Annotated in this window: 17 protein-coding genes; 15 read left to right on the forward strand and 2 right to left on the reverse strand. The window is 60.8% G+C overall.

Annotation, left to right across the window (positions count from 1 at the left end; translation table 11 throughout):
- The first annotated feature begins 2 nt into the window (after window positions 1-2).
- The 7 genes from RAC79_RS09710 to RAC79_RS09740 all read left to right on the forward strand — a co-directional run bounded on the left by RAC79_RS09710 (window position 3) and on the right by RAC79_RS09740 (window position 7,138).
- Complete coding sequence (locus RAC79_RS09710; RefSeq protein WP_174040075.1) at window positions 3-1,469, forward strand: aldehyde dehydrogenase; 1,467 nt, start codon at window positions 3-5, stop codon at window positions 1,467-1,469.
- A gap of 4 nt (window positions 1,470-1,473) precedes the next feature.
- Window positions 1,474-1,788 (forward strand): NIPSNAP family protein, encoded by a 315-nt coding sequence (locus RAC79_RS09715; RefSeq protein WP_020813480.1) that lies wholly within the window; start codon window positions 1,474-1,476, stop codon window positions 1,786-1,788.
- A 57-nt stretch (window positions 1,789-1,845) separates the two neighbouring features.
- A complete protein-coding gene (locus RAC79_RS09720) occupies window positions 1,846-2,856 on the forward strand; it encodes an ABC transporter substrate-binding protein (protein WP_078052073.1) in 1,011 nt (336 codons plus the stop codon).
- 108 nt (window positions 2,857-2,964) lie between these two features.
- Window positions 2,965-3,792 carry an ABC transporter permease gene (locus RAC79_RS09725; protein WP_244926187.1) on the forward strand — a complete coding sequence of 276 codons (828 nt, stop codon included), beginning with the start codon at window positions 2,965-2,967 and terminating at the stop codon, window positions 3,790-3,792.
- Between the two features lies 1 nt (window position 3,793).
- Window positions 3,794-4,594, forward strand: a complete 801-nt coding sequence (locus tag RAC79_RS09730; protein ID WP_174040073.1) for an ABC transporter permease — start codon at window positions 3,794-3,796, stop codon at window positions 4,592-4,594.
- Window positions 4,591-5,673 (forward strand): ABC transporter ATP-binding protein, encoded by a 1,083-nt coding sequence (locus RAC79_RS09735; protein ID WP_125144979.1) that lies wholly within the window; start codon window positions 4,591-4,593, stop codon window positions 5,671-5,673. Before RAC79_RS09730 ends, RAC79_RS09735 begins: the two co-directional genes overlap by 4 nt.
- 10 nt (window positions 5,674-5,683) lie before the next feature.
- Window positions 5,684-7,138: an NAD-dependent succinate-semialdehyde dehydrogenase gene (locus tag RAC79_RS09740; protein ID WP_125144978.1), complete on the forward strand. Its 1,455-nt coding sequence runs from the start codon at window positions 5,684-5,686 to the stop codon at window positions 7,136-7,138.
- A 23-nt stretch (window positions 7,139-7,161) separates the two neighbouring features.
- Here the strand turns inward: RAC79_RS09740 and RAC79_RS09745 are convergent, their stop codons facing one another.
- Complete coding sequence (locus tag RAC79_RS09745) at window positions 7,162-7,776, reverse strand: TetR/AcrR family transcriptional regulator (RefSeq protein ID WP_078052068.1); 615 nt, start codon at window positions 7,774-7,776, stop codon at window positions 7,162-7,164.
- Window positions 7,777-8,079: 303 nt separating this feature from the next.
- Between RAC79_RS09745 and RAC79_RS09750 the strand changes: the two genes are divergently transcribed.
- The 4 genes from RAC79_RS09750 (at window position 8,080) to RAC79_RS09765 (ending at window position 14,223) form a co-directional block, all read left to right on the forward strand.
- A complete protein-coding gene (locus RAC79_RS09750) occupies window positions 8,080-9,156 on the forward strand; it encodes an efflux RND transporter periplasmic adaptor subunit (RefSeq protein ID WP_174040071.1) in 1,077 nt (358 codons plus the stop codon).
- A complete protein-coding gene (locus tag RAC79_RS09755; protein ID WP_174037026.1) occupies window positions 9,156-10,241 on the forward strand; it encodes an efflux RND transporter periplasmic adaptor subunit in 1,086 nt (361 codons plus the stop codon). Before RAC79_RS09750 ends, RAC79_RS09755 begins: the two co-directional genes overlap by 1 nt.
- Window positions 10,238-13,309: an efflux RND transporter permease subunit gene (locus RAC79_RS09760; protein WP_174040070.1), complete on the forward strand. Its 3,072-nt coding sequence runs from the start codon at window positions 10,238-10,240 to the stop codon at window positions 13,307-13,309. The genes RAC79_RS09755 and RAC79_RS09760 overlap by 4 nt, the downstream gene beginning before the upstream one ends.
- 197 nt (window positions 13,310-13,506) lie before the next feature.
- Complete coding sequence (locus RAC79_RS09765; RefSeq protein WP_065656538.1) at window positions 13,507-14,223, forward strand: FadR/GntR family transcriptional regulator; 717 nt, start codon at window positions 13,507-13,509, stop codon at window positions 14,221-14,223.
- On the opposite strand, the gene RAC79_RS09770 is transcribed toward RAC79_RS09765, so the two are convergent.
- On the reverse strand, window positions 14,192-15,619 hold the full coding sequence (locus tag RAC79_RS09770; protein ID WP_336509893.1) for an aspartate ammonia-lyase: 1,428 nt from the start codon (window positions 15,617-15,619) through the stop codon (window positions 14,192-14,194). The genes RAC79_RS09765 and RAC79_RS09770 overlap by 32 nt on opposite strands.
- A gap of 274 nt (window positions 15,620-15,893) precedes the next feature.
- On the opposite strand from RAC79_RS09770, the gene RAC79_RS09775 reads away from it, so the two are divergent.
- From RAC79_RS09775 to kdpA, 4 genes are all read left to right on the forward strand, one after another.
- Window positions 15,894-17,345, forward strand: a complete 1,452-nt coding sequence (locus RAC79_RS09775) for an amino acid permease (protein WP_078052064.1) — start codon at window positions 15,894-15,896, stop codon at window positions 17,343-17,345.
- Window positions 17,342-18,295: an asparaginase gene (locus tag RAC79_RS09780; RefSeq protein ID WP_174040069.1), complete on the forward strand. Its 954-nt coding sequence runs from the start codon at window positions 17,342-17,344 to the stop codon at window positions 18,293-18,295. The genes RAC79_RS09775 and RAC79_RS09780 overlap by 4 nt, the downstream gene beginning before the upstream one ends.
- Before the next feature lie 375 nt (window positions 18,296-18,670).
- Complete coding sequence (kdpF, locus tag RAC79_RS09785; RefSeq protein WP_003506089.1) at window positions 18,671-18,760, forward strand: K(+)-transporting ATPase subunit F; 90 nt, start codon at window positions 18,671-18,673, stop codon at window positions 18,758-18,760.
- A 135-nt stretch (window positions 18,761-18,895) separates the two neighbouring features.
- On the forward strand, window positions 18,896-20,599 hold the full coding sequence (kdpA, locus tag RAC79_RS09790) for a potassium-transporting ATPase subunit KdpA (RefSeq protein ID WP_142845366.1): 1,704 nt from the start codon (window positions 18,896-18,898) through the stop codon (window positions 20,597-20,599).
- The last annotated feature ends 1 nt before the right edge of the window (window position 20,600 follow it).

A 20,600-nucleotide genomic window follows, 5' to 3' on the forward strand; every position in this document is an offset into this window, starting at 1 on the left:
CGATGCGCAGTTTCCAGTGCTATATCGACGGACGTTTCGAAGATGGTGAGGCGCGTTTCGCAAGTCTCGATCCCGCAAGCGGCACTGCATGGGCCGAAATGCCGGAAAGCCGCGAGGCCGATGTCGGCCGTGCGGTCGAGGCCGCGCATCGGGCGCTTTACGGAGATGCAGGCTGGCCGAAACTGACGGCGACACAGCGCGGCAAGCTGCTCTACCGGCTCGCCGATCTGGTCACTGAGAATGCGAAGAGGCTCGCCGAACTCGAAACCCGCGATACCGGCAAGATCATCCGTGAGACCTCCGCGCAGATTGCCTACGTCGCGGATTATTATCGTTATTATGCGGGTCTGGCCGACAAGATCGAGGGCGCCTATCTGCCGATCGACAAGCCGGATATGGATGTCTGGCTGCGGCGCGAACCCGTGGGCGTCGTGGCGGCCATCGTGCCGTGGAACAGCCAGCTGTTTCTCGCCGCCGTCAAGATCGGCCCGGCACTCGCGGCCGGCTGCACCATTGTCGTCAAGGCCTCGGAAGATGGGCCTGCACCCCTTCTGGAATTCGCCCGGCTGGTGCATGAGGCCGGTTTTCCCGCCGGTGTGGTCAATATCGTCTCCGGCTTCGGCGCGTCCTGCGGCACGGCGCTCACCACCCATCCGAAAGTGGCCCATATCGCCTTTACCGGCGGTCCGGAAACGGCGCGTCATATCGTGCGTAATTCGGCTGAAAACCTCGCTTCCACCTCGCTGGAACTCGGCGGCAAATCGCCGATCCTCGTTTTTGCCGATGCCGATCTCGAAAGTGCCGCCAATGCGCAGGTGGCGGGAATTTTCGCCGCGACCGGCCAGAGCTGCGTCGCCGGCTCGCGGCTGATCGTCGAAAGAAGCGTCAAGGATCGGTTCCTCGAGATTCTGAAGGCGAAGGCTGAGGCGATCCGCATCGGCTCGCCGCTGGATATGGCGACGGAAGTAGGCCCGCTGGCGACGGAGCGCCAAAGGAAGCACATCGTTTCGCTGGTTTCCGCCTCCGTGGATGCGGGCGCCAAGGTTATTACAGGCGGTGCGCCGGTAGACGGCGACGGTTATTTCTATCGGCCAACCATTCTCGATTGCGACGGCATTCGTTCGCCATCGATGGAGAAAGAGTTCTTCGGTCCCGTCCTCTCGGTCGTTTCCTTTGAAACCGAAGCGGAAGCCATCGCGCTGGCCAATGACACGGTCTATGGGCTTGCCTCAGGTGTCTTCACGCAGAACCTGACGCGCGCCCACCGTTTGATGAAAGCGATCCGGGCCGGCATCGTCTGGGTGAATACCTATCGTGCGGTTTCGCCGATTGCGCCTTTCGGCGGATTCGGCCTGTCGGGCGACGGTCGCGAAGGCGGGCTTGCGGCGGCGCTCGATTACACGCGCACCAAGACCATATGGTTGCGCACCTCCGATGACCCGATCCCCGATCCCTTCGTGATGCGGTGAGCCCATGTTTTACGAAATCCGCACCTATCGGCTGAAGAACGGCGCCATTCCCGCCTACCTCAAGGTGGTCGAGGAGGAGGGTATCGAAATCCAGAAGAGCCATCTCGGCGAGCTGGTGGGTTACTTTTTCTCCGAGATCGGCCCGATCAATGAGATCGTCCATATCTGGGCCTTTTCGAGCCTGGATGACCGCGAGGAACGGCGCGCACGGCTGATGGCCGATCCGCGCTGGTTGTCCTTCCTTCCGAAAATCCGCGACCTCATCGAAGTCGCCGAAAACAAGATCATGAAACCGGCGCGGTTTTCACCGCTGGGGTGAAATGCGCCGGTCGCGACGTGCATACCAACAAGAAGCTCTAAAACGGAGTAAGGGAACATGAAATTGAAACTGGTATTGACGACATGCGCCGCTCTTTTTGCCCTTGGTGCATCTGCTGAGGCGAATGATCTGGTTTTCTCCAGCTGGGGAGGAACCACGCAGGACGCCCAGAAGGCGGCCTGGGCTGAAAAATTCATGGTGTCGACCGGCATTAACGTGGTGCAGGACGGCCCGACGGACTACGGCAAATTGAAAGCCATGGTCGAGGCGAACGGCGTGACCTGGGATGTGGTCGATGTCGAGGGCGATTATGCCGCGCAGGCCGGCCCGAAAGGCCTGTTGGAGAAGCTCGATTTTACCGTCATCGACAAGACCAAGCTCGATCCGCGCTTCGTGACGGACTACTCCGTCGGCAGCTTTTATTATTCCTTCGTCATCGGCTGCAATGTCGATGCCGTGGCCGCCTGCCCGAAGAGCTGGGCGGATCTGTTCGACACTGCGAAATTTCCCGGTAAACGAACCTTCTATAAATGGTCGGCACCGGGCGTGATCGAAGCCGCCCTTCTGGCCGATGGTGTGGCCGCCGACAAGCTTTATCCGCTCGATCTCGACCGCGCTTTCAAGAAGCTCGATACGATCAAATCCGATATCATCTGGTGGTCCGGCGGTGCGCAGTCGCAGCAGTTGATTGCATCTGCGGAAGCGCCCTTCGGCAGCGTCTGGAACGGCCGCATGACGGCGCTTGAAAAAAGCGGCGTGAAGGTGGAAACCTCCTGGGAGCAGAACATCACCGCGGCGGATTCCCTCGTCGTTCCCAAGGGAACGAAAAACAGGGATGCGGCGATGAAGTTCATCGCGCTCGCCACTTCTGCGCAGGCGCAGGCGGATATGGCGACCGCGACGGGTTATGCGCCGGTCAATATCGAATCCGCCAAGCTGATGGATCCGGAAACCGCCAAGACCCTGCCGGACCAGCAGACGGCAAGCCAGGTCAATGCCGATATGAACTACTGGGCGCAGCATCGCGACGAGATCGGCGAGCGCTGGTACGCCTGGCAGGCGAAGTAAGATAACGGCGCGGGCCGCGACAGGCGCCCGCGCGATTTTCCACGTCCGGGAGGTTTGGGCATGGTCTCGCTTACCGATGAAACAGTCAGCCCGAAAGAAAAGGTGCGGATGCCTTTCCGGCCCGGCAACTTTACGGCCACCCTGCCGGCGCTTGTCCTGCTTGTCCTGTTCTTCGTCGTTCCGGTTCTGATCCTGCTGTCGCGCAGCGTCACCGAACCCGTCCTCGGATTCGGCAACTATGCCGCCCTGCTGGGAAGCTCCACCTATCTGAAGATCTTCTTCAATACCTTCGCGGTGTCGGCGCTGGTAACGGTCGTGTCGCTGGCGATCGGCTTTCCCGTCGCCTGGGCGCTCGCCATCATGCCGGCGCGGCTCGCTTCCATCGTCTTTGCCATATTGCTCCTGTCGATGTGGACCAATCTTCTGGCGCGCACCTATGCGTGGATGGTGCTGTTGCAGCGCACGGGCGTGGTGAACAAGACGCTGATGGGGCTCGGCATCATCGATCAGCCTCTGGCGCTGGTCAACAATCTTACCGGGGTTACGATAGGCATGACCTATATCATGCTGCCCTTCATCATCATTCCGCTCTATGGCGTCATCCGCAAGATCGATCCGGCCATTCTTCAGGCGGCGGCCTTGTGCGGGGCGACACGCTTTCAGGCGCTGACCCGCATCCTCATTCCGCTGGCAGCGCCCGGCATGATTTCCGGCGCGCTGATGGTCTTTGTCATGTCGCTTGGGTATTTCGTCACCCCGGCGCTCCTCGGCGGCACGGCGAACATGATGCTGGCCGAACTCATAGCGCAATTCGTCCAGTCGCTCGTCAACTGGGGCATGGGCGGGGCGGCCGCACTGGTGCTGCTGGTGGTGACGCTGACGCTTTACGCCATCCAGCTCAAATTTTTCGGTGCGGCCGGGGCAGGGGGGCGCTGACATGCTTTTGAACTATAACAGCCTCGGCCTCTGGAAATGGCTGCTCCTCCTGATCACGGTGCTGACGATGGCATTTCTCGTTCTGCCCATCGTTTTCATCGCAGCGCTGTCCTTCGGCTCGTCGCAATGGCTGATCTTTCCGCCGCCCGGCTGGACATTGAAATGGTATGCGGATTTCTTCGCCGATCCGCGATGGCTGGAGGCCGCCTGGACGAGCCTGCGCATCGCCCTCATGGTCACGGTGCTGTCCGTGCTGATCGGTCTTGTCGCTTCCTTCGGGCTGGTGCGCGGCCGTTTCATTGGGCGTAACACGCTTCGCGCGCTGTTCATGACGCCGATGATCCTGCCTGTCGTGGTGCTGGCGGTGGCGCTTTACGCCTTTTTCCTGAAACTTGGCCTTGCCGGCACGACCGCCGGTTTCGTTATTGCCCATCTCGTCGTGGCGCTGCCCTTTTCCATTCTGGCGTTGACCGGCGCGCTCGAGGGTTTCGACAAATCGATTGAGGATGCGGCGGTGCTGTGCGGCGCAAGCCCGTTGCAGGCGAAAATCCGCATCACGCTTCCCGCCATCAGCCACGGCCTGTTTTCGGCGGCGATCTTCTCCTTCCTAACCTCGTGGGATGAGGTGGTGCTGGCGATCTTCATGGCAAGCCCGACATTGCAGACGCTGCCGGTGAAAATCTGGGCAACGCTGCGTCAGGATCTGACGCCCGTGATTGCGGCCGCCTCCACGCTTCTCATCGCGGTGACCATCATTCTCATGCTGCTTGTCGCGGCTGTGCGAAAAGGACTGAAAACATGACCAAACCGCTCCTGCAGATTCGCGGCATCCGCAAGCAATACGGACCGGTCGTCGCCGTTCAGGACGTCAATCTCGACGTGCAGCCGGGTGAGTTCATGACATTTCTCGGGCCGTCCGGTTCGGGCAAGAGCACGACGCTTTATATCCTTGCCGGTTTCGAGCAGCCGACATCGGGCGATATTTTGCTGAACGGCGAAAGCCTGCTGTCGACGCCGTCGCACAAGCGCAATATCGGCATGGTCTTCCAGCGCTACACCCTGTTTCCGCATCTGTCGGTTGGCGAGAACATCGCCTTTCCGCTGAAGGTCCGCCGCAAGAGCAAGGCGGAAATCGATGCGAAGGTGAAGGAAATGCTGCGGCTTGTCCGTCTCGAAGGTTTCGAAGACAGAAAACCGGCGCAAATGTCGGGCGGCCAGCAGCAACGTGTGGCGTTGGCGAGGGCGCTTGCCTATGACCCACCGGTGCTCTTGATGGATGAGCCGTTGTCGGCGCTCGACAAGAAGCTGCGCGAAGAAATCCAGTTCGAAATCCGCCGTATTCACCAGCAGACGGAAGTGACGATCCTCTACGTTACCCACGATCAGGAAGAAGCCTTGCGTCTTTCCGACCGGATCGCCGTGTTTTCCAAGGGGGTTATCGACCAGATCGGCACGGGACCGGAGCTTTACGCTCACCCGGCGACCCGTTTCGTGGCTGAATTTATCGGGGACAGCGACTTCATCGCCTGCGATCTCCTCGCCGCCTCGGGCGGCAGGGCGACGGTGTCGCTCGGTCGGGATATCGTTTTCGATCACATTCCGGTGCATGGCGAAGCCGCGCCGGGAAAGAAAGCGGCGCTGATGCTGCGCCCGGAGCGGCTGCAGCTCAGCCGCAGCCGGCCGGTCGCCGCCGCCGGTTTCCAGGCCACGGTCAGCGACATCACTTTCCTCGGCAACAATGTCCATGTGGTGGCCCATACCGGCTCGGGTGAGCCGCTTGCGGTTCGCCTGCCTTTCGGGCATGAGGCGATTTCTGGCCTCAGCCGTGGCGACCTCGTGCATCTCGCCTTCGATCCGGCCTCGGCGCAGGTCTTCTGTTGAGGGATGGGCCATGAATCTGAATGATCCCACACTCTTCGGCGAGAAAGTGCCGGTGGCTGGCCGCTGGGTTGGTTGCGATGGCCGTGAAACGGCGGCGATCCTCAATCCCGCGACCGGTGAGATCGTCGGACGGGTTCCAGAACTCGGTGCGAAGGAAACGAGAGAAGCAATCGCTTCCGCCGTGATCGCCCAGAAGGAGTGGGCCCGCCGCACCGCCGGCGAGCGTGCGACTATCCTGAAGGAATGGTTCCGGCTCGTCCTGGAAAACCGTGACGATCTCGGCATGATACTGACGCTGGAACAGGGCAAGCCGCTCGCGGAAGCAAAAGGTGAGATCGCCTATGGTGCGAGCTTCATCGAATGGTTTGCGGAGGAGGCGCGGCGAATCCATGGCGAGACAGTGCCCGGCCACCAGCCGGACAAACGCATTCTGGTTCTTCGCCAGCCCGTGGGCGTCGTTGCGGCCATCACGCCATGGAATTTCCCCAATGCCATGATCACTCGCAAGGTCGGCCCGGCGCTGGCCGCCGGCTGTGCGGTGGTGCTGAAACCGGCGCCGCAAACGCCGTTTTCTGCCATTGCCCTTGCCATCCTTGCCGAGCGCGCCGGCCTGCCACTTGCGCTTTTCAGCATTTTGACGGGGCCAGCCGCAGAGATAGGCGGGGAGATGACGGCAAGCCCGGACATCCGCCTTCTGACCTTTACCGGCTCGACGCGTACGGGCGAACATCTTTACCGGCAATGTGCGCCGACGATCAAGAAGCTGGGGCTGGAACTCGGCGGCAATGCGCCCTTCATCGTCTTCGATGACGCCGATCTCGATGCAGCTGTCGAGGGCGCGATCCTCGCCAAATTCCGCAACAATGGTCAGACCTGCGTTTGCGCCAACCGTCTTTATGTGCAGAGCGGCGTCTATGATGCTTTCGCTGGAAAATTCGCAGGGGCCGTCGCGCAATTGAAGGTCGGTAACGGGTTGGAGAGGGCAAGCATTCTCGGGCCTCTCATCGACGCAAACGCCGTTGCCAAAGTGGAAGCCCATATTGCCGATGCGCTTTCGAAAGGCGCCGAGATCGCCACGGGCGGCAGGAGACACGCGTTGGGCGGCAATTTCTTCGAGCCGACGATCCTGCGCAATGTCGATGCCGGCATGCAGGTGGCGCGTGAGGAAACCTTCGGGCCGCTTGCGCCTCTCTTCCGCTTCGAGGATGAGGCGGATGTGATTGCGCAGGCGAACAATACCGATTTCGGCCTCGCATCCTATTTTTATGCGCGCGATCTGTCGCGGGTCTTCCGGGTTGCCGAGGCGCTCGAATATGGCATGGTCGGCGTCAATACGGGGGCTATTTCCACCGCCGAGGCGCCTTTCGGTGGTGTCAAGATGTCTGGTCTCGGCCGGGAAGGGTCACGTCACGGCATCGAGGAATATACCGAGCTCAAATATGTCTGCATCGGTGGCGTCGGCTGAGGCCGGGCCGCGAAAAATAATGCCTATGCCAGCAGCCCACGCATGATCAGATCGAGATGAATTTTCAGGACAGCCTGTCTGTCCAGAATGCGCCGGTCGTTGAAAATCAGCCGAAACACCAATGTTCCGACCATGGGTGACATCACCACTTTGGCGAGTTCGGGAGGATTGGCCCTGAACCTTTTTTTCGCGACGCCTTCCTCGAGGACCGTATCGATGCGCGTAAAGACCGGTGCCATCAACGTGTCATGGTGCTGGTCGATGAGATCGGGAAATTTTGCGCCTTCCGCAAGGATCAGGCGGAACAGTTCCCGCATCTTCTTGTTGTCGACGAGGGAATCGAACAGGAATTCCAGCAGCAGACGAAGCTCCTCGACCGGGTCGTCGGATGTATGCGTATAGGCATTGAACGCCTCCTGGAACGGCAGGGAGGCGTGCTTCACCATCGCTTCGAAGAGCGCTTCCTTGGTTTCGAAATAGACGTAGACCGTCCCTTTCGTCACCCCCACCCGTTCCGCGATGTCTTCCACCCGCGTCGCGGTAAATCCCCTTTTGGTGAATTCCTCGAATGCGGCATCGAGAATTTGCAACGGACGTTGTATCTTCTGTTCAGCACGTGTCAGTTTTGCTTTCGCCATGGCCCCGGATCCTTCTTTATTTTCGACGCGTGCCCTTCTGTCCGTCGCGATTGGCGGAAATGAGAGATGGGTTTGCCTATAGCACCGGCGCAAAAACCGGAACGATTTTTGTGAAGGCGCGCGCATGCTTCACTATGCCGGAACATTGCCAATGCGCCCGCAGGTATGAGCCGGACGACGAGAATGATCATTCGGGAACCCGTGCCGATACTCCGGACAGCTCCCCGATCAGCGGCATAAGAATTTCATTGACTATTCAGTCAGTCAAATATTATAGGATGAGGCGAAGATCAAGAGGTCACCATGAGAACTATTCTTATCGCGGCGGCGCTTGGCGGTATTTTCGCCCTGTCGTCCTGCAGCAATGAAGAGCCGCCCGCCGAAAAGCCGCTCCGCACCGTCGATGTGGTCGCGGCTGAGAAAAAACCCGTTGATCGCGGTAGCGTCATCACGGGCGAAGTAAAGGCGCGGGTCCAGACGGACCTGTCCTTCCGGGTCAGCGGCAAGATCACCGAGCGGCTGGTGGATGTGGGCGCGCGGGTGAAGACCGGGCAATTGCTTGCCCGCATGGATCCCGAAGAGCAGAAGGCCGATCTCGATGTCGCCCTGGCCAACCTGCAATCAGCGGAAGCGCAGCAGACGCAGGCGCAATTGACGTTCGACCGTCAGCAAAGTCTTTTCAAGACGCAGGTGACCTCGCGTTCGGCGGTAGACAAGGCTCAGGAAACCCTTCTCACGACGCAAGGGGCGGTGAGATCGGCGCAGGCGCAGCTCGATACGGCGCGCGATGCCCTGTCCTATACGGAACTCAGGGCGGATGCGGATGGCGTTATCACCGCGCGCAATGTCGAAGTCGGCCAGGTGGCGCAGGCCGCCCAGCTCGTCTTCACGCTGGCGCATGACGGGCCGCGCGATGCGGTTTTCGATGTTTATGAATCCCTGTTCCTCGAGCGTGATATCGACAATCTTGTCAATGTCAACCTCCTGTCGGACCCCGCCCGCAGCGTTGCGGCGCCGGTGCGGGAGATTTCTCCGACGATCGACCCGGACAATGGAACGATCAGGGTCAAGGTCGGCCTGAACGGCGATATGACCATGCCGCTCGGTGCGCCCGTATCCGGCCATTTCCGCTTCAAACAGGTCGATGCGATTGAGCTTCCGTGGTCGGCGATGACGTCGCAGGATGGCTTACCCGCCGTCTGGGTGGTCGATCCGCAATCTTCGGAAATCGCCATGCGGCGTGTTGAGGTCGCTGACTACGAGACGGGTCAATTCGTCATCACGCAGGGGCTTAATCCCGGCGATCTCGTCGTCACCGTCGGCACCAAATTTCTCCGCGCCGGTGAAAAGGTCGCCTATGAAAAGGGGCAGGCACAATAATGTCCAGTATATACAAAAGCTTGTTTTTGGTGGCTGTGGCGATTGCGGTTTCCTCCTGCGAGGACAAGCAGGAAGCCGCCGCCGAGGCGCCGCGCCCGGTGCTTTCCGTCGTCGTGGAACAGAAGCCGGCCGATGCCCTGCGTCTGACCGGCACGGTGGAATCGCGCATTCAGACCGATCTCGGCTTTCGCGTGCTCGGGCGCATTATCGCCCGCAATGTCGATGTGGCCGATCTGGTGAAGAAGGGCGACGTGGTTGCGTCAATCGATCCGCTCGCGCTCGAGCTTGCGGTGAAGAGCGCGCAATCCGACCTCTCCAATGCGGAAGCGCAGCTGGCCAATGCAGTGACGACCGAGCAGCGCCAGCGCGTGTTGGCGGAAGCCCGCAGCGGCACGGAAGCGGCACTGGAAGAGGCCGAGCAGGCCACCCGCACCGCCAATGCGTCCGTCGCCAAGGCCCGCGCCAATCTGGACAAGGCCGAGGAGCAGCTGGGTTATGCGCAGCTGCATGCGGAATTTGACGGTGTGGTGACGGCAACTTCGGGCGAAATCGGTCAGGTCGTCTCGGCCGGGCAAACGGTCGTGACGATTGCCCGCCCGGAAGTGCGCGATGTGGTGGTCGATGTTCCGCAATTTGCGGCGCAGCGTCTGGAGATCGGCTCCGCCTTCGAGATCGCCCTTCAGCTCGACCCGAAAATTCGCACCACCGGTGTGGTGCGCGAGATTGCTCCGGAAGCCGAAACGGCGACGCGCACGCGCCGCACGAAGATCAGCCTGCAGGATGCGCCGCCGGCATTCCGGCTCGGTTCCGTCGTCACGGCCTCGGTGCTTGCCGCATCCGAACCGCAGATCATGCTTCCGTCATCTGCCCTGCTGAAAACCGACAATGGATGGGGTGTCTGGATCGTCAATGCCGATACGGCAACGGTAACGCTCCGCCCGGTCACGATAGAGGGTGAGCCAGCCGAAGGCGGCAGCGTGCGCATCACCGGCGGCGTCAAGCCCGGCGAACGTGTTGCCAGCGCCGGCGTTCACAAGCTCAAGGATGGACAGGCCATCAGGATCGATCAGGAGGTCCGTCAGTGAAGAAATTCAATCTCTCCGACTGGGCGCTCGAACACCGTTCGCTCGTCTGGTACTTCATGCTGGTTTTCGTTCTTGCCGGCGTTTTCTCCTATCTCAACCTCGGTCGCGAGGAAGATCCGAACTTCACCATCAAGACCATGGTGATCAGCGCGCAATGGCCCGGCGCTTCCGCCGAAGAAGTGGCGCGGCAGGTGACCGACAGGATCGAGAAGAAACTCGAGGAACTCGACAATCTCGATCATCTGCGCAGCCAGACGGTGGCCGGCCGCACGACGATCTTTGTGGAGCTGGTGCCGGAAACCAAGGCGCGCAACGTGGAGCCGACCTGGGTGCGGGTGCGCAACATGATCGGCGACATCAAGGGCGATTTCCCCTCGGGCGTTGTCGGTCCCTTCTTCAACGACCGCTTCGGCGATGTTTATGGCAATATCTACGCCTTCACCAGCGACGGTCTCAGCCAGCGGCAATTGCGCGATCTGGTGGAGGATGCGCGTGCGAAGGTGCTGACCGTCGACAATATCGGCAAGGTCGATGTCATCGGCGCGCAGGACGAGACGATCTATCTGGAGTTTTCCACGCGTCAGATCGCGGCGCTCGGCATCGACCAGCAGTCGATCATCAAGACGCTGCAAGCCCAGAACGCCGTTACGCAATCCGGCTTCGTCAATGCCGGGCCTGAGCGCGTGGCGCTGCGCGTCAGCGGCCAGTTCACCTCGGAAGACAGCCTGCGGTCCATCAATCTGCGGGTCAACAACCGGTTTTTCCCGCTGACGGAAGTGGCGACGATCCGGCGCGGTTATGTCGATCCGCCGTCCTCGCTGTTCCGCTTTAACGGCCAGCCGGCCATCGGCCTTGCGATCGGCATGAAAACCGGCGCCAACCTGCTGCACTTCGGCGAGGCGCTGGATGCGCAGATGAAGCGGGTGGTTGCGGATCTGCCTGTTGGCGTCGATGTGCATCGCGTGTCCGATCAGCCGGCCGTGGTCGATGAGGCGGTCTCGGGCTTCACCTCGGCGCTGTTCGAGGCCATCGCCATCGTTCTCGTCATCAGCTTCATCAGCCTTGGCCTCAGGGCCGGCATGGTGGTTGCCGTTTCCATTCCGCTCGTGCTGGCGATTACCTTCGTCTACATGGAATATACCGGCATTTCCTTGCAGCGTATCTCTCTGGGCGCCCTCATCATCGCGCTCGGGCTTCTCGTCGACGATGCGATGATCGCCGTTGAGATGATGGTTGCGCGGCTTGAGGTCGGTGACGATCTCAGGAAAGCGGCGACCTATGTTTACACCTCCACCGCTTTCCCGATGCTGACCGGTACGCTGGTCACCGTTGCCGGCTTCATTCCGGTCGGCCTCAACAACAGTGCGGCGGGTGAATTCACCTTCACGCTTTTTGTGGTGATCGCCGTTTCACTGATCGTGTCATGGATCGTCGCGGTCCTGTTCACGCCGCTGCTCGGCGTGACGATCCTGCCGAAGACGATGAAATCGCATCATGAGAAAAAGGGCCGCTTTGCCTCTGCCTTTTCCTGGCTTCTCGGCCGGGCGCTGCGCTGGCGCTGGGTGACGATCATCCTCACCATTGCGCTGTTCGGCCTTTCCGTCGGCGGCATGGGCCTTGTGCAGCAGCAGTTCTTCCCGTCATCCGACCGTGTGGAGCTGATCGTTGACTGGAACCTGCCGCAGAACAGTTCGATTGCCGAGACCAACCGGCAGATGGCGCAGTTCGAGCAGGAAATGCTGGCCAAGAATCCGGATATCGACCATTGGACAACCTATGTTGGCGAAGGCGCGCCGCGTTTCATCCTGTCCTTCGACGTGCAGACGCCTGATGTCACCTTCGGTCAGACGGTCATCGTCACCAAGGGGCTGGATGTGCGTGACAAGGTGCGCGCCGAGCTGCAGGACTATCTGAACAAGACTTTTATCGGCACCGACGCCTTCGTGAAACTGCTCGATATCGGTCCGCCGGTCGGAAAGCCGGTGCAATATCGCCTCAGCGGTCCGGATATCCAGAAGGTGCGCGAGCTCGGGCAGCAATTGTCGGGCATCGTCGGCGAACACCGGCTGCTTTCCAACATGGTCATGGACTGGAACGAGCCGACGCGCGTGGTGAAAGTGGATGTTCTGCAGGACAAGGCCCGCCAACTCGGCGTCTCGTCGGAAGACATCGCTAATGCCATGAACAGCATTGTCGAAGGCTCCACCGTCACGCAGGTGAGGGACGATATCTACCTCGTTAACGTGGTGGCGCGGGCGCAGCTTTCGGAGCGCGGCTCCATCGAGACCTTGCAGAACCTGCAATTGCCGGCAACCAACGGCAAGGCCGTGCCGCTCTCGGCAATCGCCAACTTCCGTTATGAGCTGGAGCAGCCGACCATCTGGCGTCGCGACCGGATCCCCACTGTCACCGTCAAGGCTGCCATTATCGGTCCAACGCAGCCAGCAACGATTGTGGAGCAGCTGAAGCCGAACATCGAGGCGTTCCAGAAAACGCTTCCCGTCGGCTATACGCTGGAGACGGGCGGCTCGGTGGAATCCAGCGCGGATTCGCAAGCGCCGATCGTCGCTGTCGTCCCCATGATGCTGTTTGCGATGGCGACCATCCTGATGATCCAGTTGCAGAGTTTCAGCCGGCTGTTCCTGGTCTTTGCCGTGGCGCCGACAGCCCTGATCGGCGTCGTGGTGGCGCTGCTCTTCTCCAATGCGCCGATGGGTTTCGTCGCCATTCTCGGCGTGCTGGCGCTGATCGGTATCCTGATCCGCAACTCGGTCATCCTCGTCGTGCAGATCGAGCATCTGAGAAGCGAAGGGGTCTCGGCATGGCGTGCCGTCATCGAGGCGACCGAACACCGCATGCGGCCGATCATGCTGACGGCGGCGGCGGCCACACTTGCCCTCATCCCCATCTCCCGGGAAATCTTCTGGGGGCCAATGGCCTATGCGATGATGGGCGGCATTGTGGTGGGTACGGCGCTTACCCTGCTCTTCCTGCCGGCGCTCTATGTCGCGTGGTTCCGCATCCCGCGTGAGGACGACAAGCCGGAGGCAGCGGAAATAAAGGCGTAATATCTGACGCGGAGCGAGGGTGCGGCGATACTGCACCCTCGCTCCAACAAAAATATCCGCCGTCGTTGTTCCGGCGGGCAGGATAATGTTAGGAAGGTCGGCTTGGCCGCGAGAGCGGCGGCCGTCCTTTGCGTTTGGGCGGTTGTCTGGTTTTGCGTTGATATTGCGAACATATTGAGAGTGCGGAGGGTTTAAAGATGGGCGGGTTGTCGGATTGGCTGTCGGATGCGCAGCCGATCAATCGCAAGAATGCCGCAGAAGCGGTGTTCGATGATATCCGTTCCGCCATCACCTCGGGGCAGCTTGCGGTCGGCACCCGGCTGCCTTCCGAAGCCCATCTGGCCGCCCGATATGGCGTCAGCCGGCCGATCATTCGCGAGGCTTTGCGGTCGCTCCAGACCCTGGGGCTGACACAGACCCGCACCGGAAGCGGCACCTATGTGATGACGCCGACCCCGCCTTCCGAATTGAATTACGGCGCCTATTCCGCCCGCGATCTGATCGAGGCCCGCCCCTTCATCGAAGTTCCTGCGGCGGGTTGGGCGGCGTTGAGGCGCACGAATGCCCAGCTGGAAGTCCTGCTCGACCTCTGTGATCGGATGGAAGCCGAAGAAAGGCCGCATCCCTGGGTGCTGCTGGATGGGCAATTCCATTGCGCCATTGCGGAAGCTTCGGCCAACAGGCTGTTTGCCAAGGTGGTGGCCGATGCCCGTGAGGCCCTTTCCCAACAGTCAGAGATGGTCAACCTGATGGCCGGCCGACGCGTTGCCTCGAATTTCGAGCACCGCCGGATCGTCGAGGCGATCCGGCGGGGTTCAGCGCCTGAGGCGCGGGAGGCGATGGAGCTTCACCTTGGGCAGGTGAAGCAGGTGGTGACCACGATTATTGGCGAAGATCGGCTTCGCCAGCCGTGACGGCGGGCAGGTTTGCAAGGTGTCGCGGGCTCAGCGCTTGCTGCAATTGCGCATCGGTGAGATAACCGCGTTCCAGAACCACCTGCGGCACGGTGCGGCCACTGGCAAGCGCCTCCTTCGCCACCTCTGTCGCCGCATAATAACCGATCAATGGGTTGAGCGCGGTGGCGAGACCGATGGATTCTTCCACGCGCTGCGCCATGATCGCCGGATTGGCGACGATGCCGTCGACGCAGCGTTCCGCCAGCGTGCGGCAGGCGGCGCTGAGCTGGCTGATGCTCTGTGAAAGCGCGCGCACGATGATTGGCTCGAAAGCGTTCAACTGCAACTGCCCGGCTTCAGCGGCCATGGTGATGGTGATGTCATTGCCGATCACCGCATAGGCCACCTGATTGACCACTTCCGGAATGACCGGATTGATCTTACCTGGCATGATGCTGGAACCCGCCTGAACGGAGGGCAGGGTGATTTCGCCAATCCCGGCGCGCGGGCCGGAAGAGAGGAGGCGAAGATCGTTGCAGGTCTTCGACAGCTTCACGGCGACGCGTTTCAGCACACCGGAGAGATGCACGAAGGCGCCGGGGTCCTGTGTGGCTTCGATGAGGTCTGCCGCCGTCACCAGCGGTCGTCCGGTCAGTTCCGCCAAGTGCTGGCAGGCAAGCTCGGCATAACCGCGCGGCGCATTCAGCCCGGTGCCGATGGCGGTGGCGCCGAGATTGATCTCGTGCAGAAGTGCTGCGGATTCGATGAGGCGCGCCTGATCTTCTCCCAGCATCACCACGAAGGTGCGGAATTCCTGGCCGAGCGTCATCGGCACGGCGTCCTGCAATTGCGTGCGGCCGATCTTGATGAAGCCGGCGAATTCCTGCGCCTTGCGGTCGAAGGCATCCTTCAGCACGCCCATGGAAGCGGCCAGATCGTCAATGGCCTCGATCAGGCCGACATTGATCGCGGTCGGATAGGCGTCGTTGGTCGACTGGCTGAGATTGACATGGTCATTGGGGTGAAGGCGGGCATAATCGCCTTTTTCGTGTCCGAGCAGTTCGAGCGCACGGTTGGCGATGACCTCATTGGCGTTCATGTTGGTGGAAGTGCCGGCGCCGCCCTGAATTTCATCCACCACGAACTGCTCATGCAGCGCGCCGGCGCGAATATCGCGGCAGGCCTCGGCGATGGCTTCCATGCGTTCTGTGTCCAGAAGGCCGAGCTCGTGGTTTGCGCGTGCCGCCGCCTCCTTCACATAGGCCAGTCCCCGGACGAGATAGGGGTTGTGGCCGATGGTCACCCCGGTGATCTTGAAGTTTTCCACAGCGCGTGCCGTGTGCACGCCCCAATAGACATCCGCCGGAATTTCCTTGGTCCCGAGCAAATCATGCTCCTTGCGCGTCACGCTCACTTTTTCCTCCACTGGCTTTTAAGCATCGCTATATCTGTAAAGCTGTCTTACAGATTTTTTGACCTTAATTGGGGTGGAGGAGAAGGTCAATCATATCGAATACGCTTGACGAACGGCATTATCTGCCATTATGAGGGGCGAAAAATCTGTCATGCAGCTTTACAGCGCGCATGAGCATGCATGCTGGCCATATTCCAGCGCGGACTGTGCCAGTTTCATTTTCATTTCCGGCTTATCGCCGACTGCAAGCACTTTATCGGGAGGATAAATATCCATGCATTCTGGGAAAACGGCGTCAGCCGATCGTGAGGTCTTCGTCGAAGAAGACCTCGGTTACCACAAGGCCCTCAAACCGCGTCAGATTCAGATGATCGCCATTGGCGGCGCCATCGGCACCGGGCTTTTCCTCGGTGCGGGCGGTCGTCTGGCACAGGCAGGCCCGGCGCTGGTGTTTGTTTATGCACTCTGCGGCTTCTTCGCTTTTCTGGTGCTGCGCGCGCTCGGCGAACTGATCATGCACCGTCCGAGCTCCGGTTCCTTCGTGTCCTATGCCCGTGAGTTCTACGGCGAGAAGATGGCCTTCGCGGCCGGCTGGATGTACTGGCTGAACTGGGCCATGACCTCGGTGGCGGATGTGACCGCCGTTGCTCTCTACATGAATTTCTTCAAGCAATATGTTCCGTGGCTTGCGGGTATCGATCAGTGGGTCTTCGCGATGACGGCGCTTCTGGTCGTGCTGGCCATGAACATGCTGTCGGTGAAGGTCTTTGGTGAGCTCGAATTCTGGTTCAGCCTCATCAAGGTGCTGGCGCTTGCGATCTTCCTCGTGGTCGGCATTTATTTCGTCATTTTCGGCACCCCCATCGAAGGCCATGTCACCGGCTTTAGCATCATCACCGATAATGGCGGTTTCTTCCCGAACGGTATTTTGCCAGCCTTCGTCATCATACAGGGCGTCGTCTTCGCTTATGCCTCCATCGAACTGATCGGCACGGCGGCAGGCGAGACGGAAGACCCGCGCAAGGTCATGCCCCGCGCCATCCGGGCCGTGGTCCTGCGTCTCGTGGTCTTTTATGTCGGTTCGGTGCTGCTGTTCGCGCTGCTTCTGCCCTATACCGCCTACAAGGCCGGCGAGAGCCCCTTCGTCACCTTCTTCGGTTCCATCGGCGTGCAGGGCGCTGACGTGATCATGAACCTCGTGGTTCTGACCGCCGTGCTGTCCTCGCTCAATGCCGGGCTTTATTCCACCGGCCGCATCCTGCACTCGATGGCGGTTTCCGGCTCGGCGCCGGCAGCACTTGCGAAGATGAACAAGAACGGCGTGCCCTATGGCGGCATCGCGGTGACCGCCGTCGTCACCGTTCTCGGTGTGGCGCTGAACGCCGTCGTTCCCGCTTCGGCCTTCGAGATCGCGCTCAACCTCTCAGCGCTTGGCATCATCTGCGCATGGGCCGTCATCGTGCTCTGCCAGTTGAAGCTCTGGCAGCTTTCCAAGCGTGGTGAACTCGTGCGTCCGGATTTCCGCATGTTCGGCGCGCCGTACACCGGCATTCTCACGCTCATCTTCCTGTTCGGCGTGTTGGTGCTGATGGCCTTCGATTATCCTGTCGGCTCCTGGACCATCGCCTCGCTGCTGGTCATCATCCCGGCGCTCGTCATCGGCTGGTATCTCTTGCGTGACCGCATCTACCGTCTCGCGGACGAACGTGCGGGAGCATCACAGTGAGCGGGCAGGACGCAACGCCTCTGGTGGCGGTCATCGCCACCGGCGGCACCATCGCCAGCCGGCGTGGTGCCGATGGCGTGAGCACGCCCAGCCTTTCGGGTGAGGACCTGCTGGCGCTGGTTCCGCAGATCAACGCCCGGCTGAAGCCGGTCGACCTGATGGCGAAGGATTCCTCCAGCCTGACACTGGCAGACATGCAGCGCATCAGCGATGCTGTGGGCGCCGAGCTCGATGATCCCGCCGTTGCCGGCATCGTGGTTCTGCATGGCACCGATGCCATGGAAGAATCCTCGCTGCTCGTGCATTTGCAGCGGGCCATCACAAAGCCGGTGGTCTTCACCGGCGCACAGTTTACGGCAGACCATAAGGACGCGGACGGGCCGGCCAATCTGGCCCGGGCCATAGAAACAGCGCTCGATCAGGCGAATGCCGCAAAAGGCGTGCTCCTCTCCTTCGGCGGCCGCTGTCTGCCGGCCTGGGGGCTTTATAAGCTGAGCGCGGATGAGGCGGATGCCTTCCGCTCCGCCCGGCCGCTGGCTGCTGCCGCAATGCTGCGGCTTTCCGCCCCGGTAACCGATCAGCGCGTCGATATCGTCGCCATTCATCCCGGCTGTGACGCGACCCATATCGATGCAAGTCTGCAGGCGGGCGCGCAAGGCATCGTTCTTGCCGCACTCGGTTCCGGCAACGCCAATCCGCGTATCGCCGAAGCCGTGAAGCGCTGCGCCGAACGCGGCGTTCCCGTCATCGTTTCCAGCCGCGTGCCGGAAGGGCGGCTGGTGGCGACTTATGGCGGCGGCGGCGGCGGGCATGATCTTGTCGCGGCGGGCGCCGTGCATTCATCCACGCTTCGCCCGGGCCAGGCCCGCATTTTGCTGGCAGCGCTGCTGGCCGGTAAAAGCCCGGCGGAAACCATCGTTTCCGCTTTCGGTGATAGCCCGCTCTCTTAGAGCACTTCCAGAAAAAGTGGACCCCGGTTTTCCGTCCGGAAATGCGTCAAAACTCTAAGTAGCGGCAGCGATGCCCGCGACCGGCGGGCATCGAAATTCCTATAAGATTCCTATTTTATTGCCTCTGTGGCCGTCTCGAACCTTTATGCGGTTCGGGTGCATTCTTCTGTGCGTGAAGGGATGGTGTTCCCTTCTCAGCCAGAAAGAGTGAAAAGCGACGTCCCACATGACGGCGCTTTTCTTCCTGTCCGGCTCCTCGAATAAAAAGGAGTCCCATCGATGATGGATGTTGTTCTGATCGGCGCAGCCACGGTGTTTTTCGCCCTCTGCTTTGCCTATACGCGCGCCTGCGACCGGCTTTAGACGGAGGCTGCGATGACATTCGACTATATCTTGAGCGGCGCCGTCACGGTCTTTATCGCCGCCTATCTCACCTATGCTCTCATTCGCCCCGAACGTTTCTGATCGGGAAGCGGCGGTTCGCGCGGCGGAGAGAAAAATGGAATCGGATCCGCCGCTCTCTCTTTCTGTCCGAGCATCGGATTTTCCGAAAACCGCATGACACTTTTCGGTCCGATGCTTTATTGAAAGTTCAATACCATGACCCTCACTGGATGGTTTCAGATTCTGCTTTTTTGCGGGATCATTTTTGCGCTGGTGAAGCCGCTCGGCTTCTATATGGCGCGTGTCTTTAATGGCGAGCGCACCCTGCTGTCGCCGGTTCTCGCACCCGTCGAGCGCGGCCTTTATGCCCTTGCCGGGACAAGCGAACGTGAGGAGCAGCACTGGACGACCTATGCGTTCTCCATGCTTCTCTTCAACCTGCTTGGTTTTGCCCTGCTTTATGCCCTGATGCGCTTTCAGGCGGTGCTGCCCTATAATCCGCAGGCAATGGCGGCCGTGGGACCGGAATTGTCCTTCAATACGGCGGTCAGCTTCGTCACCAACACCAACTGGCAGAATTATGGCGGCGAAAGCACCCTGTCCTATCTGACCCAGATGGCGGGTCTCACCGTGCAGAACTTCGTCTCCGCCGCAACAGGCATGGCCATCGCCATCGGCCTGATCCGCGCATTTTCCCGCGCTTCCGGCAAGGCGATCGGCAATTTCTGGGTGGATATGGTTCGCTCGACCCTCTACGTGCTTTTACCCCTCTGCATCGTGCTGACCCTCGTTTACGTCTGGCTCGGCGTGCCGCAGACGCTCGGCGCCTATGTGAATGCGCAGACGCTGGAAGGCGCGCAGCAGACGATTGCCGTCGGCCCCGTCGCGTCACAGCTGGCAATCAAGATGCTGGGCACCAATGGCGGCGGTTTCTTCAACGCCAATTCGGCGCATCCCTTCGAGAACCCGGATGCCATTTCCAACATGATCCAGATGGTGTCGATCTTCGCCATTGGCGCCGCCTTTACCAACGTCTTCGGCCGCATGGTCGGTAACCAGCGCCAGGGTTGGGCGATCCTCGCCGCCATGGGCGTGCTGTTCATCGCCGGCGTCGCCGTCACCTATTGGGCGGAAGCGGCCGGAAACCCGCTGATGCACAGCTTCGGTCTTGCCGGCGGCAATATGGAGGGCAAGGAGGTCCGTTTCGGCGTGGCGCTCTCGTCGCTCTTTGCGGTCATCACCACCGCCGCCTCCTGCGGCGCGGTCAATGCCATGCATGGCAGCTTCACGGCGCTGGGTGGTCTTATCCCACTCATTAACATGCAGCTGGGCGAGGTGATCGTCGGCGGTGTCGGCGCGGGTTTTTACGGCATTCTGCTCTTCATCGTCATCGCCATCTTTGTGGCGGGGCTGATGGTCGGGCGCACGCCGGAATATCTCGGCAAGAAGATCGAGGCCAAGGAAATGAAGATGGCGGTTCTGGCCATTCTCTGCCTCCCGCTCGCCATGCTCGTCTTCACGGCAACGGCCACCGTGCTGCCCTCGGCGGTCGCATCGATCGGCACCGCGGGGCCGCACGGCTTCTCCGAAATCCTCTATGCCTATACCTCGGCGGCCGCCAATAACGGCTCCGCCTTCGGCGGCCTCACAGGCAACACCACCTGGTACAACATCACGCTTGGCTTTGGCATGCTGATGGGCCGTTTTCTGGTCATCATTCCGGCACTCGCCATTGCCGGTTCGCTGGTCACCAAGAAGACCGTTCCGGCCTCGGCTGGCACCTTCCCGACGGATGGCCCGCTTTTCGTCGGCCTGCTTGTCGGCACGATCCTGATTGTCGGCGGCCTTACCTTCCTGCCTGCACTGGCGCTCGGCCCCGTTGCCGAACATCTGGTGATGGCGGCAGGCCAGCTCTTCTGAG

Source organism: Agrobacterium sp. LR_9 (genome assembly GCF_041954855.1).
Taxonomy (GTDB): Bacteria; Pseudomonadota; Alphaproteobacteria; order Rhizobiales; family Rhizobiaceae; genus Agrobacterium; species Agrobacterium leguminum.